This is a genomic window from Pseudomonas soli (assembly GCF_900110655.1).
Classification (GTDB): domain Bacteria; phylum Pseudomonadota; class Gammaproteobacteria; order Pseudomonadales; family Pseudomonadaceae; genus Aquipseudomonas; species Aquipseudomonas soli.
In genome coordinates this window covers 99,304-113,044 of sequence record NZ_FOEQ01000013.1, presented here as the reverse complement: position 1 = coordinate 113,044, position 13,741 = coordinate 99,304, and the positions used below count along the sequence as shown (strand labels likewise).

The window sequence follows — 13,741 nt, the reverse complement described above, 5'->3', positions numbered from 1 at the left end:
TTTGGAGGGATTGCTGATGCCACCGCTCACCCGCGGATTGACGCTGTTGCTGGCTGCCGCCTGCGCCCTGGCCGTGGCCACGGTGTACCTCGCCCAGCCGCTGCTGGAGGCCATGGCCGCAAGCCTCGGCGTAAGCGCTGCGCACGCCGGCCTGGTGGTGGGCATGACCCAGGCCGGCTATGCCTTGGGTCTGTTGCTGATCGTGCCGCTGGGCGACCTGGTCGATCGCCGCCGGCTGATCGTTGGTCAGTTGCTGGCATCGGCCGGCGCGTTGTTGGCCGTGGCGTTTGCCGTGGACTGGGCCATGTTGCTGGCGGTGATGGCCATGGTCGGCCTGGCTGCGGTGGTGGTGCAGGTGATGGTCGCGCATGCCGCCACACTGGCCACGCCAGCTCAGCAGGGGCAGGCGGTGGGGACTGTCACCAGTGGCGTGGTGCTGGGCATCCTGTCAGCGCGCTTGGTCTCGGGTGCACTGGCTGACCTGCTGGGCTGGCACGGCGTATACGTCGTGGCTGCGGGGCTGGCGTTGGCCATGGCGTTGTTGCTGGCCTGGCGCTTGCCTGCTGTCAAACCGCAGGGGCCGAGGCAGCGCTATCGGGTACTGCTGGTTTCAGTGCTGCGCTTGTACCGGCATGACCGTCTGCTACGTCAGCGCGGTGTGTTTGCGGTGCTGATCTTCGCGGCGTTCAGCGTGCTGTGGAGCGCGATGGTGTTGCCCCTGAGCGCCCCGCCGCTGGCGCTCGATCACACCCAGGTCGGGTTGTTCGGCCTGGCCGGCGTGGCTGGCGCGCTGGCGGCATCGCGTGCCGGGCGCCTGGCGGATCAGGGGCATGGCCGGCGGGTGAGCGGTTGGGCGCTCGGGCTGTTGACGCTGTCATGGCTACCCAGCGCCTACCTGGAGCAGTCATTGCTGGCGCTGGTGATCGGGGTGCTGATGCTGGACCTGGCCGTGCAGGCCGTGCATGTGACCAACCAGAGCCTGTTGCTGGCGGGGCGCGGCGAGATGGCCAGCCGGCTGATCGGTGCCTACATGTGCTGCTATTCAGTGGGCAGCGGGGTGGGTGCGGTCGTGGCGACCTGGGTGTATGGGCAGTGGGGCTGGGTGGCGGTGTGCGGGCTGGGGGCGGGGATAAGCGCGGTTGCCTGGGGCTACTGGGGGTACCTGTGGTGGGGCGAGACGGCGCGGGGCAAGCCCGCTCCAGAAGGAACGGGCTTGCCTGCGGATCAGAACTTGTAGCCGATGCCGACCATGTAGACCCATGGATCGACGTCCACGTCGACCTTGGTCTTGCCGACGCCCAGGGCGCTCGGGCCATTGATGCTGGCCTTGGTGTCGATGTCGACGTACCAGACCGCGGCGTTGAGCAGCAGGTTGTCGGTAAGCATGTAGTCCATGCCCAGCTGGCCGGCGATACCCACCGAGTCCTTCAGCTTCATGTTGCTGAAGCCCTGGGCCTTACGATTGCTCTTCAGGTCTTCATCGAAGAACATCGTGTAGTTGATGCCCACGCCGGCGTAGGGCTGGAATTTGGAGCTTGGCTCCATCGGGTAGTACTGCAGCGACAGGGTCGGTGGCAGTTGCTTGATGTCGGCCAGCTTGCCGTCCAGGCCTGGGCCGAGGCCCTTGACGCCGACGGTGTGCTGGAACGGCGTGGCAGCCAGCAGCTCGAGGCCGATGTGGTCGGTGAGCATGTAGGCGAAGGCCAGGCCCAGCTGGGTGTCGCTGTCCAGGGTCGCCTTGGTGCCCGAGACCTTGGCGCCATCGAGCTTGATGTCACCGCTGCTTTCGTTCGGCGCAGTGGTGATGGCGCCGGCGCGGAGGATGAAATCCCCCGCCTGGTGGGCGTGGGCAACAGGGGCTGCGAGCGCCAACGCGACGAGCGAGGCACTGAGCAAGGACTTGTTCATGGAAGCTCCCAGAGGACGTGAGTAATCGAGTAGTCCAATGGTACGAAGCTGACTAAACAGAAAGTTTGACCCAGCTCAACGAAGCCTCTTCAAACGGGCGTGCACAGTTCTCACTTAAGCTCATAAGCGTAGATTTTCTCGGCTTCCATCTGGTAGCCCGCATCCGCCAGCTCGCTGCTGGAAGCCTTGACCTGCATCGTGCCTTCGATCCAGTAGGGTTGATAGAGGTCTTCGATGCGCACGCCCATCTCGCTGAAGATGTGCACGATCTGGTTCGAGGGTGGCGGTGGCACGTGGATGCAGGCGCCGTAGTAGGGCACCAGAAGGAATTCGGTGGTGCGGCCTTCGTCGCTGACCTCCAGTGGCACGATGTAGCCGGGGATCTTCACCGGCTGGCCGTCCAGTGCCTTCACCACCGGCGCGTTGGGCGCCTGCTGGCGCGCGGCGGGGGCGGCCTCGGCGGCCAGCGCGTCGCTGATCTGCGACAGGTCGTGCAGTGGCGTCAGTTGCGGCGGGATGATCGGCGCGCCTTCGGGGATCAGGGCGGGCCAGTCCAGTTCACGAGGTTCGGCGGCGCACACCGTGGATGCCAGCAACACCACTGCCAGTAACAGGTAATGCCAAGCGGTGGAAGCCTGCCTTTTGTCCATGGACGTCGCGCTCATGAAGGTTCTCAAAGATGAATCGACAGGCCATCGGCCAGCGACTGTCGGTAGGCGCGCCAGGCCGGCACGCTGCCCATCAGCAGCGCCGCGCCAAGGATGATAGCCAGCAGCGTCCACTCATGGGCGCTTGGCCAGGCCAATGGCAGGTACAGCCCGTAATTGGCCTGCACATAGCCCTGTGCCAGGGCTATGCAGGCATACAGCAAGCCAAGCCCGGCGGCGATGCCCGACAATGCCAGGGCCAGTGCCTCGAGCACCAGCAGCCCGGCGATGTGCCAGGGACGGGCCCCCACCGAGCGCAGGATGGCCATTTCCCGGCGGCGTTCGTTGAGGCTGGTGAGAATCGCGGTGAGCATGCCGATCAGGCCGGTGAGCACGACGAACAACGACACCACGAACAGTGCCTGCTCGGCCGTGCCCATCAGGCTCCACAGCTCCTGCAGGGCCACACCGGGCAGGATCGCAAGCAGGGGCTCGGCACGGTACTCGTTGATCTCGCGCTGCAGGCTGAAAGTGGCGATCTTGCTGTTGAGCCCGAGCATGAAGGCGGTGATGGCGGTGGGTTGCAGGTCCATGGCGCGGGCCTGCTCGGCACTGATGCGTCCGGCGCCACGGGCCGGGACGCCGTTGTGCCAGTCGATGTGAATCGCCTCCATCCCTGCCAGGCTGATGTGCAGGGTGCGGTCCACCGGGGTGCCGGTGCGCTCGAGCACGCCGACCACGGTGAATGGCTTGTCGTCATGCTTGACCAGGCTGATGGCGGCCACGCCGTGCGCCAGCACCAGCTTGTCACCCAGTTTGTAGTGCAGCGCCTCGGCGACTTCGGCACCCAGCACCACTTCGAACGGATCGTCGGCGAACGCCCGGCCCTGGTCGAGTGCCAGGTGCTGGCGGCGACCGAACTGGTAATGGCTGAAGTAGTCGGCGCTGGTGCCCATCACCCGGTAGCCGCGGTGCGAATCGCCCAGGGAAATCGGGATCGCCCACTTCACCCGTGGATCCTTGGCGTAATGCTCGTAGCTGTCCCAGCGGATATTGTTGGTGGCATTGCCGATGCGGAACACCGAGTACAGCAGCAGATTCACCGACCCCGAACGGGCGCCGACGATCAGGTCGGTGCCGCTGATGGTGCTGGCGAAACTGGCGCGGGCTTCGGTGCGTACCCGCTCGACGGCCAGCAGCAAGCACACCGACAGGGCGATGGCGAACGCGGTGAGCAGGGCGGTGAAACGGCGGTTGGCCAGGCTGGCCAGGGCAAGGCGAAGCAGGTACATCAGGCCTCCCGGGGCTTGGCGGCGCGATTGAGCTCGGCCAGGGACAGATGGCGGTCGAACAGCGGCGCCAGGCTCTGGTCATGACTGACGAACAGCAGGCTGGCGCCGGCGTCGCGGCATTCGTCGAACAACAGGCGGATGAACGCCTCGCGGGTGTCGGCGTCGAGGGCCGAGGTCGGCTCGTCGGCGATCACCAGCTCGGGCTGGCCGATCAGCGCCCTGGCCGCGGCGACTCGCTGCTGCTGCCCGATCGACAGGCTGTCGGCGCGGCGGGCGAGCAGGGCCGGGTCGTCCAGACCCAGGTGGGCGAGCAACTGGGCAGCGGCCTGGTCGATGCTGCCGTGGCGCTGGGCGGCGCGAGCGGCACGGCTTTTCGAGAAGCGGCAGGGCAGCTCGACGTTTTCGCGCACCGAGAGGAACGGCAGCAGGTTGAACTGCTGGAAGATGTAGCCGGTGTGATCGACCCGGAAGCGGTCGCGCGCGCCCTGGCCCAAGGTCGCCAAGTCCTGGCCGAGCAGGCGGATGCTGCCCTGGCCTGGGCGGTTGACCCCGCCCAGCAGGCCGAGCAGGGTGGTCTTGCCACTGCCGCTGGGGCCCTTGAGGAACAACGCCTCGCCGGGCTCCAGGCGAAACGCCGGGATCTCCAGCAGCGGCGCCTGGCCAGGCCAGGCGAACACCAGGTCATGCAGTTCGATCAGCGGCTGGCTCATTCAGAACTCGACCACGGCCTTGGCGGGGGTGGCTTCCACGCCTTTCTGGCCATTCGGGCCGATCAGTTGCACGTTGATCTTCTGGGTTTGCGGGAAGGTTTTGAACAGGCGGCCGAGGTCGATCTGGGTGAGTTTGCCCGGGGTGGCGCAGGTCAGTTGGTAACGGGCATTGATGTCGGCGTGCTGGTGCGCGTCGCCGCCAGCCTCGGGGGCATTACCGAACAGCGGGCTTTCCAGGTCCTGGGCCTCCTCCTTGCAACCGGCGGCCTGGGCGATGGCGAACAACTTCAGGGGTTGTTCTAGCTGCTGGCGGGCGGCGGCGACCTTGGCTTTGTCGGCGTCGCTGCTGGCGGCGTGTTCGAAGCCCACCAGGTTCATTGCCGGGCTGTCCAGCGCCAGCTCGAGGACGTTGCCGTCGAGTACCGCGTTGAGCTTGGCCACGCCGTGCTCATGGGCGCCGAGGGTGCCATGGGCGTGATCGTGATCATGGTCGTGATCGTCGTGGGCATGGGCCACGGCCAGGGGAAGCAGGGCAAAGGGCAGGGCGAGCAACAGACGACGCATGGACGGCTCCACAGGCGGCTTAGGATGAATTTGTGATGTTATAACAATTTGCATTTGCCCCGCCAGCCTGCCTGGCACAGGTTTCATGTTCGTGGGAGCATGGCGTAATCGAGCCTGGAAACAAGGAAATAATCGTGAGAATTCGTGGGCAGATCGGCGCGTGGCCGGTGGACCTGACTGTCGAGCTGGAGCCGCATGAGTGGGCGCAGCTGGGGCGTAGGATGGATGTCCAGGCCCCGGTGGAAGCTGCGCCGGTCAGCGCCAGCCCCGTACCCCGACAGGATGACGGACAGTGGGTGGCGGCGCGTGAAGTGCTGCGTCAGGCGGGGCAGATGGGTGGTCCGGAACTGCTGGAGCGTCTGGAAGGTTTGGCCGGAAGCGTGGCGGCAGGCAAGCGGCTGCTGGTGCGGTTGCGCCATAGCAGTGAGGTGAAGGTGGAAAGTGGCGTGGATGCGCCGGTGTATCGCTGGGTGGGATGAGGGGCTGCATAGCAGCCCCAGCAGCCTCAGAACAACGCTGAGGACAGCTTGCGGCGGTACACACTGACCAGCGGATGCTCGTTGCCCAGCAGCTCGAACACCTGTAGCAGCGCCTTCTGCGGCAGGCCGTTCTCGTAGGCGCGGTTGCGCTGAAACAGCTTCAGCAATCCATCCATTGCGGCCTCGTACTGCTGGCGTGCCAACTGTTGGATGCACAGCTGGTAGGTTGCTTCGTCATCCTGCGGATTCTGCGCCAGGCGGCTCTTCAGCTCCGCGGCTTCCGGCAGGCTGGCGGCCTGGCGCAGGAAGGTCAGCTGGGCCTTGGCGCCGGCCAGTGCGGCCTTGTGCTCGTCGGTCTTGACCGCGTCGAGCACCACCTGGGCCTCGCCCAGCTCGCCACGCTCGGCCAGGCAGCGGGCGTAGAGGATCAGCGCCTCGGCATTGCTGTTGTCTTCACCCAGCAGCACCTGCAGCAGGGCCTCGGCCTCGCTGAAGCGACTTTCGGCGAACAGCGCCTTGGCCTGCTCCAGCGGCGCGGCGGCGGGCGGCGCGGGCATCTGCACATGGGGTTCGAGCATGGCGCGGATGGCCGACTCGGGCTGCGCGCCGGCAAAGCCGTCGACCGGTTGGCCATCCTTGAACAACACCACGGTCGGCAGGCTGCGGATGCCGAACTGGGCGACGACCTGCTGCTCGACGTCGCAGTTGATCTTGGCCAGCAGCAGCTCGCCCTGGTAGCCCTCGGCGATCTTCGCCAACAGCGGCATCAGCGCCTTGCACGGCGCGCACCATTCGGCCCAGAAGTCGACCAGTACCGGCTTGTGGAAGGAGTTCTCGATGACCAACTGCTGGAAGGTGGCATCGGTGGCATCGAAGATAAATGGTGTTTCCTGGCTCATCGTGACTCTCGCAAATCCGTGAATGCCCCCACTATAAGGGCTCGCGGCTGGCGTGGTACAGGCTGACCCGGCGGAATTCGTGCGGCTCGGCCAGATCCGGCAGGGTCAGCGCCTCCAGCACGCCGAGCGGACGGTACAGCGGGTGGCTGAAATCGCGCACCCGCGAGTCGGCCACCAGCGCCTGGCGGCCACGGCCGAGGAATGCGTCCAGCAACGGCAGGTTGGCGCGGTCGTAGAGCACATCGGCGACCAGGATCAGGTCGAAGCGGTCGGCCTCGGCGAAGAAGTCGCTGCTGTAGCCCAGTGTCACGTTGTTCAGTGCGGCGTTGGCGCGGCAGGCGTCCAGGGCCAGCGGGTCGAGGTCGCAGGCCACCACCTCCAGCGCGCCGGCCCGGGCGGCGGCGATCCCGGCGATGCCGGAGCCGGCGCCGAAGTCCAGCACGCGCTTGCCACGCACCCAGTGCGGTTGCTCGGCCAGGTAGCGCGCCATGGCCAGGCCGCTGGCCCAGCAGAAGCTCCAGTAGGGAGGCTCTTCGAGAATGCGCCGGGTTTCCTCGCTGCTGAATGCGCGATCCATGTTCTGGTCGTCGATCAACCAGAGTTTCAGGTCGCACTCGGGCAGTTCACTGACGATCAGGCGTGCTTCGCCGATCAGGCCGCTCAAGGCCTGTTGCAGGGCCAGCGGGGCCATCTATGGTGCCTTTTCGAAACGCAGCGGGCCGGTGGCCTGGGTCTGGGCCTGGGCGATGGGTACCGGAGGCAGGTGCAGGATCAACTGGCCGGAGCGGCTGGCGCGGCCGCGCAGTTCGACCCGCGCGCCGGCCGGGAAGGCTTCGGGGTTGAAGCGCAGTCGGTAGGGCAAGGCCTGGCCGGTGCCGCTCAGGGTGCTGCTGGCCAGCAGTTGCTGCGGGCGGCCACGCTCGTCGATTACCAGCAGGGCCAGCTCCACATCGGCACCTGCCGGGATTTCCATCAGGGTACCGCTCAGCTCGCGCTGGTAGGCCGGCAGCGGGCCCAGGGGTTCGGTCTTCTTTGCCACCTTGGCCGGCACCGGGGCCGGGGCTTGCTCCGGATTTGGGCGGTCGCTGCCGCAGGCGGCGAGCAGGGCGGCGCAACACAGCACGACGAGCGCTCGAGGGTACATGGGGTCGTCCTTCACGGGCAGATTTGCATGGATGGTAACCCCTTTGGCTTGTCTTGCCAGTGCAATGCGCTACCATGGCCCTCCCTTTTTTTGTTGCCTGTCACCATGCACTGTCCGTTTTGCGGGGCCAACGACACCAAGGTCATCGACTCGCGCCTGGTCGCCGAGGGCGAACAGGTGCGTCGCCGTCGCGAGTGCGTCGCCTGCGGCGAACGTTTCACCACCTTCGAAACCGCCGAGCTGGTGCTGCCGCGGCTGATCAAGCAGGACGGCACGCGCCAGCCCTTCGATGAAGACAAGCTGCGCGCCGGCATGCAGCGCGCGCTGGAAAAGCGCCCGGTCAGCGTCGAGCGCCTGGAAGCGGCGTTGGCGCACATCAAGAGCCGCCTGCGTGCCACCGGCGAGCGCGAAGTGAAATCGCTGGTGGTCGGCGAGATGGTGATGGCCGAGCTGCGCAAGCTCGACGAAGTGGCCTACATCCGATTCGCCTCGGTCTACCGACGTTTCCAGGACCTCGACGAATTCCGCGAAGAAATCGACCGCCTGGCCCGCGAGCCAGCCAAAGAGTAAGCATGTCCAGCCAAGCCATTCTCGACGCCCACTACATGGCCCGGGCCGTGGAACTGGCCCGCAAGGGCCTGTACAGCACCCACCCAAACCCCCGCGTGGGCTGCGTGATCGTGCGCGATGGCGAGGTGGTCGGCGAGGGCTGGCATGTGCGTGCCGGCGAGCCGCACGCCGAGGTCCATGCCCTGCGCCAGGCCGGCGAGCGCGCCCGAGGCGCCTGTGCCTACGTCACCCTCGAACCCTGCAGCCACCATGGCCGCACGCCGCCGTGCGCCGAAGCCCTGGTCAACGCCGGGGTGGCGCGGGTGGTCGCGGCCATGCAGGACCCCAACCCGCAAGTGGCCGGCAATGGCCTGCGCCGTCTGCGCGAGGCCGGCATCGAGGTCGCCAGCGGGGTGCTCGAAGCCGAGGCTCGCGCCCTCAACACAGGCTTCTTCAAGCGTATGGAGCACGGCCTGCCATTCGTGCGCGCCAAGCTGGCGATGAGCCTGGACGGTCGCACCGCCATGGCCAGCGGCGAGAGCCAGTGGATCACCGGCCCCGCCGCTCGTGCCGCGGTCCAGCGCTTGCGCGCCCGGTCCAGCGTGGTGCTGACCAGCGCCGAGAGCGTGCTGTTCGACAACGCCCGCATGACCGTGCGTGGCGAGGAACTTGGCCTGGATGAGGCGCTCACCGCCCTGGCCGTGTCGCGCCCGCCGCTGCGCGTGCTGATCGACGGGCGCCTGCGCCTGCCACTGGACGCGCCGTTCTTCCAGGCCGGCCCGGCGCTGGTGGTGACCGCCACCGGCGAGGACCCTCGTTATGCCGCCGCCGGCCATGAGTTGCTTGACCTGCCCGGCAGCGACGGCCGCGTCGACTTGCCGGCCCTGCTGCGGGTGCTGGCCGGGCGGGGCGTCAACGAAATTCTCCTGGAAGCCGGCGCCGGTCTGGTCGGCGCCTTCGCCCGCCAGGGCCTGGTCGACGAGTACCAGTTGTTCGTCGCCGGCACCTTCCTCGGTTCCGACGCCCGTCCGCTGCTGGACTGGCCGCTGTCGAAAATGAGCGAGGCACCGCGGCTGAAGATCACCGACATGCGCGCGGTCGGCGATGACTGGCGAGTCACTGCCATCCCCCTGCCGGCCCCCGGCGTATAATGCCTGGCTTGCTTCGCGCAGCCCGTACTTGAGGAGAACAGTATGTTCACCGGCATCATCGAATCCATCGGCACCATCCGCAGCCTCACCCCCAAGGGCGGTGATGTGCGCGTCTACGTTGAAACCGGCAAGCTCGACCTGGCCGACGTCAAGCTTGGCGACAGCATCGCGGTCAACGGCGTGTGCCTGACCGCCGTCGAGCTGCCTGGCGACGGCTTCTGGGCCGACGTCAGCGTCGAGACCCTCAAGCGTACCGCCATGGTCGACCTCAAGAGCGGCAGCCGGGTCAACCTGGAAAAGGCCCTGACCCCGACCACTCGCCTGGGCGGACACCTGGTCAGCGGCCACGTCGACGGTGTCGGCGAAATCGTTTCGCGCGCTGATAACGCCCGCGCCATCCAGTTCCGCGTGCGTGCGCCCAAGGAGCTGGCCAAGTACATCGCCCACAAGGGCTCGATCACCGTCGACGGCACCAGCCTGACGGTCAACGAAGTCGATGGCGCCGAGTTCGAGCTGACCATCGTCCCGCACACCCTGTCTGAAACCATCATGGCCGACTACCGCGCAGGGCGTCGGGTGAACCTTGAGGTCGACCTGCTGGCCCGTTACCTGGAGCGTCTGCTGCTGGGCGACAAGGCCGCCGAGCCGAGCAAAGGCAGTGGCATCACCGAAAGCTTCCTGGCCGCCAACGGCTTCTTGAAATCCTGATTGAGAAGGGGGTGCCGCGTGGCGCTCAACAGCATCGAAGAACTGGTCGAAGACATCCGCCAGGGCAAAATGGTCATCCTCATGGATGACGAAGACCGCGAGAACGAAGGCGACATCATCATGGCGGCCGAGTGCTGCCTGCCCGAGCACATCAATTTCATGGCCAAGCACGCCCGCGGCCTGATCTGCATGCCGATGACCCGCGAGCGCTGCGAAACCCTGAAGCTGCCGCTGATGGCGCCGCGCAACGGTTCGGGCTTCGGCACCAAGTTCACCGTGTCGATCGAAGCCGCCGAAGGCGTCACCACCGGCATCTCCGCCGCCGACCGCGCCCGCACCGTGCAGGCCGCCGCGGCCAAGGACGCCAAGGCCGAAGACATCGTCAGCCCTGGGCATATCTTCCCGCTGATGGCCCAGCCCGGCGGCACACTGGCCCGCGCCGGCCATACCGAGGCCGCCTGCGACCTGGCGCGCATGGCCGGTTTCGAGCCGAGCGGAGTGATCTGCGAGGTGATGAACGACGACGGCACCATGTCGCGCCGCGCCGAGCTGGAAGTGTTCGCTGCCGAGCATGGCTTGAAGATCGGCACCATCGCCGACCTGATCCACTACCGCATGATCCACGAGCGCACCGTGCAGCGCGTTTCCGAGCAGCCGATCGAGAGCGAGCTGGGCGAATTCAACCTGGTCACCTACCGTGACGCGGTGGAAGGCGACGTGCACATGGCCCTGACACTGGGCAAGATCTGCGCCGAAGAGCCGACGCTGGTGCGGGTGCACAACATGGACCCGCTGCGCGACCTCCTGCTGGTCAAGCAGCCGGGGCGCTGGAGCCTGCGCGCGGCCATGGCCGCGGTGGCCGAGGCCGGCAGCGGCGTGGTCCTGCTGCTGGGCCACCCGCTGGACGGCGACGTGCTGCTGGCGCACATCCGCGAAAGCGCGGGCGATGCGCAGCCCAAGGCACCCACCACCTACAGCACCGTCGGTGCCGGTTCGCAGATCCTGCGCGACCTCGGTGTGCGCAAGATGCGCCTGATGAGTTCGCCGATGAAGTTCAATGCGATATCCGGATTCGATCTGGAAGTTGTAGAATACGTGCCCTCCGAGTGACTTGAGGCGGCCTGATCGCCCCTAAGCTCGAGTCAAAACCCTCCCGAGGCCGCCACAGCGCGGCCTCGCTCTTGAAGATGAGAACTCCGGAATGACCCTGAAGACCATCGAAGGTACCTTCATCGCCCCCAAAGGTCGCTATGCTTTGGTGGTTGGCCGCTTCAACAGCTTCGTCGTCGAAAGCCTGGTAAGCGGTGCAGTCGATGCCCTGGTACGCCACGGCGTCAGCGAAAGCGACATCACCATCATCCGTGCCCCGGGCGCGTTCGAAATCCCGCTGGTGGCACAGAAAGTCGCCCAGCAGGGCGCTTATGACGCGATCGTCGCCCTGGGCGCGGTGATCCGTGGCGGTACCCCGCACTTCGAATACGTGGCGGGCGAGTGCACCAAGGGCCTGGCCCAGGTGTCCATGGAGTTCGGTGTTCCGGTGGCCTTCGGCGTACTGACCGTCGACTCCATCGAACAGGCCATCGAGCGTTCCGGCACCAAGGCCGGCAACAAAGGTGCCGAAGCTGCCCTGTCCGCTCTGGAAATGGTCAGCCTGCTGGCGCAGTTGGAGGCCAAGTGATTAGCGACGAAAGCGATCGTTTCAACCCGCGCGATCCAAAACCCGCGGATGCCGGCAAGCCCTCGAAGAGCGCCAAGCGTCGCGAAGCCCGCAAGCTCGCCACGCAAGCGCTCTACCAGTGGCACATGGCCAAGCATTCGCTGAACGAGGTCGAAGCGCAGTTCCGGGTCGACAACGATTTCACCGATATCGACGGCGCCTACTTCCGCGAGATCCTGCACGGGGTCCCAGCGAAGAAGGCCGAGATCGACGAGGCGCTCAAGCCTTGCCTGGACACGCCACTGGAAGAGCTCGACCCGGTCGAACTGGCCGTGCTGCGCCTGTCCACCTGGGAGTTCATGATGCGCGTCGACGTACCGTACCGCGTGGTCATCAACGAAGGTGTGGAACTGGCGAAAGTCTTCGGTGCCACCGACGGGCACAAGTTCGTCAACGGCGTGCTCGACAAGCTGGCTCCGCGTCTGCGTGAGGCGGAAGTCAAGGCGAACAAGCGCTGATCGCGGCGCTGACCAGCCATGGGTGAGTTCGAGCTGATCCGTCACTACTTCGCCGCCGCGCCCTGTGCGCAGGGCGGCGTGGGTGTGGCCCTGGGGATCGGCGACGACTGTGCCCTGCTGGACCTGCCTGCCGGCGAGCAGCTGGCGATCTCCACCGACACGCTCGTGGCCGGTGTGCATTTCCCCGCAGTCTGCGACCCGTTGCTGCTCGGCCAGCGCGCGCTGGCCGTGGCGGTCAGTGACCTGGCGGCCATGGGCGCCACGGCCATCGGCTTCACCCTTGCCCTCACCTTGCCCCAGGTCGGCGCGCAATGGCTTGCCGGCTTTGCCGACGGGCTCGGCCGCATGGCCGCGCGCTGCGCTATCAGCCTGATTGGTGGCGATACTACACGCGGCCCGTTGAGCATTACCGTGACCGTGTTCGGCCGGGTGCCGACCGGCCAGGCGCTGCGCCGTAGCGGCGCGCAGCCGGGCGACCTGCTGTGTGTTGGTGGTTTCCTTGGTAATGCGGCAGGGGCCTTGCCGTTGGTGCTGGGCGAACGCGAGGCGGCAGCCGATGTGGCCGGGCCATTGCTCGAGCATTACTGGTCGCCCGTGCCGCAACTGCAACTGGGCGAGCGCTTGCGCGGCCTGGCCACGGCGGCGCTGGATATTTCCGATGGCCTGCTGGCGGACTGCGGGCATATCGCCAAGGCGTCCGGCGTGGCGCTGCAGGTGAACCTGGCGCAGGTCCCCGTGTCTGCTCCTTTACAGGCTTTCCTCGGTCGAGAAGCGGCCTTGCATGCAGCGCTCACTGGTGGTGACGACTACGTGCTGGCGTTCACCGTGCCGGAAAGTGCACTGACGACCCTGGCCCGCGAGGTGCACGTCATCGGTCGTGTATTGGAAGGCCAGGGCGTGACCTTGCGTGACCCGCAAGGCCAGGACATCACCCCCGTGCAACGGGGCTATCAACATTTCAGGGAGACACCGTGACCGACCACCCCAACCAGGTGCCTGCGGAGTTCGTTCCGCCTTCGGTCTGGCGCAACCCGTGGCACTTCATCGCCTTCGGCTTCGGCTCGGGCACCCTGCCCAAGGCACCGGGGACCTGGGGTTCGCTGGTGGCGCTGCCGTTCATCCCGCTGTGGCAGATGCTGCCCGACTGGGGCTATTGGCTGTTGCTGGGCATCAGCATGCTGTTCGGCGTGTGGTTGTGCGGCAAGGTGGCCAACGACTTGCGCGTGCACGACCATGAGGGCATTGTCTGGGACGAGATCGTCGGCATGTGGATCACCCTGTGGCTGGTGCCGGAAGGTTGGCAGTGGCTGCTGGCGGGGTTCCTGATGTTCCGCTTCTTCGACATCCTCAAGCCGTGGCCGATCCGCTGGGTCGACCGCCATGTGCATGGGGGGTTCGGGATAATGCTCGACGATATCCTGGCCGGCGTGTTCGCCTGGCTGGGCATGCAGGTTCTGGTGTGGGCGGTGGCCTGATACAGGGAGCGTTGCGATGGGCCTGAAGGCTGTGGTGCTG

At 66.5% G+C, this 13,741-nt stretch carries 18 protein-coding genes; 10 read left to right on the top strand and 8 right to left on the bottom strand.

The annotated features are described in order from the left end of the window. Positions 1-13: 13 nt before the first annotated feature. Positions 14-1,237, top strand: coding sequence for an MFS transporter (locus tag BMY03_RS22510; RefSeq protein ID WP_038707647.1), 1,224 nt, complete (start codon positions 14-16; stop codon positions 1,235-1,237). Here BMY03_RS22510 and BMY03_RS22505 read toward each other — a convergent pair. The 5 genes from BMY03_RS22505 to BMY03_RS22485 form a co-directional block, all read right to left on the bottom strand. Beyond that, positions 1,225-1,908 (bottom strand): OmpW/AlkL family protein, encoded by a 684-nt coding sequence (locus BMY03_RS22505; protein WP_094012315.1) that lies wholly within the window; start codon positions 1,906-1,908, stop codon positions 1,225-1,227. The genes BMY03_RS22510 and BMY03_RS22505 overlap by 13 nt on opposite strands. A gap of 110 nt (positions 1,909-2,018) precedes the next feature. Then, positions 2,019-2,573, bottom strand: coding sequence for a DUF3299 domain-containing protein (locus BMY03_RS22500; RefSeq protein ID WP_371041537.1), 555 nt, complete (start codon positions 2,571-2,573; stop codon positions 2,019-2,021). A gap of 8 nt (positions 2,574-2,581) precedes the next feature. Next, the gene (locus BMY03_RS22495) at positions 2,582-3,847 is read right to left on the bottom strand and encodes an ABC transporter permease (RefSeq protein WP_094012313.1); all 1,266 of its coding nucleotides are present in this window, start codon (positions 3,845-3,847) and stop codon (positions 2,582-2,584) included. Further along, positions 3,847-4,557, bottom strand: coding sequence for an ABC transporter ATP-binding protein (locus BMY03_RS22490; protein WP_046857325.1), 711 nt, complete (start codon positions 4,555-4,557; stop codon positions 3,847-3,849). Before BMY03_RS22490 ends, BMY03_RS22495 begins: the two co-directional genes overlap by 1 nt. Then, the gene (locus BMY03_RS22485) at positions 4,558-5,121 is read right to left on the bottom strand and encodes a DUF2796 domain-containing protein (RefSeq protein WP_023632922.1); all 564 of its coding nucleotides are present in this window, start codon (positions 5,119-5,121) and stop codon (positions 4,558-4,560) included. It lies immediately after the preceding gene. 134 nt (positions 5,122-5,255) lie between these two features. Between BMY03_RS22485 and BMY03_RS22480 the strand changes: the two genes are divergently transcribed. Then, positions 5,256-5,600, top strand: a complete 345-nt coding sequence (locus BMY03_RS22480; protein ID WP_023632921.1) for a hypothetical protein — start codon at positions 5,256-5,258, stop codon at positions 5,598-5,600. Positions 5,601-5,626: 26 nt separating this feature from the next. Here BMY03_RS22480 and trxA read toward each other — a convergent pair whose 3' ends face one another. From trxA to BMY03_RS22465, 3 genes are read right to left on the bottom strand one after another with little or no spacing between them, the layout of a single operon-like run. Beyond that, positions 5,627-6,499 (bottom strand): thioredoxin, encoded by an 873-nt coding sequence (gene trxA, locus BMY03_RS22475; protein WP_038707255.1) that lies wholly within the window; start codon positions 6,497-6,499, stop codon positions 5,627-5,629. A gap of 31 nt (positions 6,500-6,530) precedes the next feature. Then, positions 6,531-7,190 carry a class I SAM-dependent methyltransferase gene (locus BMY03_RS22470; RefSeq protein ID WP_094012312.1) on the bottom strand — a complete coding sequence of 220 codons (660 nt, stop codon included), beginning with the start codon at positions 7,188-7,190 and terminating at the stop codon, positions 6,531-6,533. After that, positions 7,191-7,643, bottom strand: a complete 453-nt coding sequence (locus BMY03_RS22465; RefSeq protein WP_094012311.1) for a YbaY family lipoprotein — start codon at positions 7,641-7,643, stop codon at positions 7,191-7,193. 105 nt (positions 7,644-7,748) lie between these two features. On the opposite strand from BMY03_RS22465, the gene nrdR reads away from it, so the two are divergent. From nrdR to BMY03_RS22425, 8 genes are all read left to right on the top strand, one after another. Then, positions 7,749-8,213 carry a transcriptional regulator NrdR gene (gene nrdR / locus BMY03_RS22460; protein ID WP_009685710.1) on the top strand — a complete coding sequence of 155 codons (465 nt, stop codon included), beginning with the start codon at positions 7,749-7,751 and terminating at the stop codon, positions 8,211-8,213. A gap of 2 nt (positions 8,214-8,215) precedes the next feature. Further along, positions 8,216-9,343, top strand: a complete 1,128-nt coding sequence (ribD, locus tag BMY03_RS22455) for a bifunctional diaminohydroxyphosphoribosylaminopyrimidine deaminase/5-amino-6-(5-phosphoribosylamino)uracil reductase RibD (RefSeq protein WP_094012310.1) — start codon at positions 8,216-8,218, stop codon at positions 9,341-9,343. A 42-nt stretch (positions 9,344-9,385) separates the two neighbouring features. Further along, positions 9,386-10,051 (top strand): riboflavin synthase, encoded by a 666-nt coding sequence (locus BMY03_RS22450; protein ID WP_023632720.1) that lies wholly within the window; start codon positions 9,386-9,388, stop codon positions 10,049-10,051. 18 nt (positions 10,052-10,069) lie between these two features. Further along, on the top strand, positions 10,070-11,161 hold the full coding sequence (gene ribBA / locus BMY03_RS22445) for a bifunctional 3,4-dihydroxy-2-butanone-4-phosphate synthase/GTP cyclohydrolase II (protein WP_038707258.1): 1,092 nt from the start codon (positions 10,070-10,072) through the stop codon (positions 11,159-11,161). 91 nt (positions 11,162-11,252) lie between these two features. Beyond that, positions 11,253-11,729, top strand: a complete 477-nt coding sequence (gene ribH, locus BMY03_RS22440; RefSeq protein WP_023631199.1) for a 6,7-dimethyl-8-ribityllumazine synthase — start codon at positions 11,253-11,255, stop codon at positions 11,727-11,729. Continuing rightward, positions 11,726-12,226 (top strand): transcription antitermination factor NusB, encoded by a 501-nt coding sequence (gene nusB / locus BMY03_RS22435; RefSeq protein ID WP_023631200.1) that lies wholly within the window; start codon positions 11,726-11,728, stop codon positions 12,224-12,226. The genes ribH and nusB overlap by 4 nt, the downstream gene beginning before the upstream one ends. Before the next feature lie 18 nt (positions 12,227-12,244). Further along, entirely contained in the window at positions 12,245-13,201 is a 957-nt protein-coding gene (thiL, locus tag BMY03_RS22430; RefSeq protein WP_094012309.1) for a thiamine-phosphate kinase, read from the top strand. Then, positions 13,198-13,701 carry a phosphatidylglycerophosphatase A family protein gene (locus BMY03_RS22425; protein ID WP_023632630.1) on the top strand — a complete coding sequence of 168 codons (504 nt, stop codon included), beginning with the start codon at positions 13,198-13,200 and terminating at the stop codon, positions 13,699-13,701. Before thiL ends, BMY03_RS22425 begins: the two co-directional genes overlap by 4 nt. Positions 13,702-13,741 lie beyond the last annotated feature (40 nt).

What these genes read in the sequence shown, in the direction of transcription:
- BMY03_RS22505 (WP_094012315.1), bottom strand. Translation starts at nt 1,908, where the DNA reads ATGAACAAGTCCTTGCTCAGTGCCTCGCTCGTCGCGTTGGCGCTCGCA.
- BMY03_RS22500 (WP_371041537.1), bottom strand. Translation starts at nt 2,573, where the DNA reads ATGAGCGCGACGTCCATGGACAAAAGGCAGGCTTCCACCGCTTGGCAT.
- BMY03_RS22495 (WP_094012313.1), bottom strand. Translation starts at nt 3,847, where the DNA reads ATGTACCTGCTTCGCCTTGCCCTGGCCAGCCTGGCCAACCGCCGTTTC.
- BMY03_RS22490 (WP_046857325.1), bottom strand. Translation starts at nt 4,557, where the DNA reads ATGAGCCAGCCGCTGATCGAACTGCATGACCTGGTGTTCGCCTGGCCT.
- BMY03_RS22485 (WP_023632922.1), bottom strand. Translation starts at nt 5,121, where the DNA reads ATGCGTCGTCTGTTGCTCGCCCTGCCCTTTGCCCTGCTTCCCCTGGCC.
- trxA (WP_038707255.1), bottom strand. Translation starts at nt 6,499, where the DNA reads ATGAGCCAGGAAACACCATTTATCTTCGATGCCACCGATGCCACCTTC.
- BMY03_RS22470 (WP_094012312.1), bottom strand. Translation starts at nt 7,190, where the DNA reads ATGGCCCCGCTGGCCCTGCAACAGGCCTTGAGCGGCCTGATCGGCGAA.
- BMY03_RS22465 (WP_094012311.1), bottom strand. Translation starts at nt 7,643, where the DNA reads ATGTACCCTCGAGCGCTCGTCGTGCTGTGTTGCGCCGCCCTGCTCGCC.
- nrdR (WP_009685710.1), top strand. Translation starts at nt 7,749, where the DNA reads ATGCACTGTCCGTTTTGCGGGGCCAACGACACCAAGGTCATCGACTCG.
- ribD (WP_094012310.1), top strand. Translation starts at nt 8,216, where the DNA reads ATGTCCAGCCAAGCCATTCTCGACGCCCACTACATGGCCCGGGCCGTG.
- BMY03_RS22450 (WP_023632720.1), top strand. Translation starts at nt 9,386, where the DNA reads ATGTTCACCGGCATCATCGAATCCATCGGCACCATCCGCAGCCTCACC.
- ribH (WP_023631199.1), top strand. Translation starts at nt 11,253, where the DNA reads ATGACCCTGAAGACCATCGAAGGTACCTTCATCGCCCCCAAAGGTCGC.
- thiL (WP_094012309.1), top strand. Translation starts at nt 12,245, where the DNA reads ATGGGTGAGTTCGAGCTGATCCGTCACTACTTCGCCGCCGCGCCCTGT.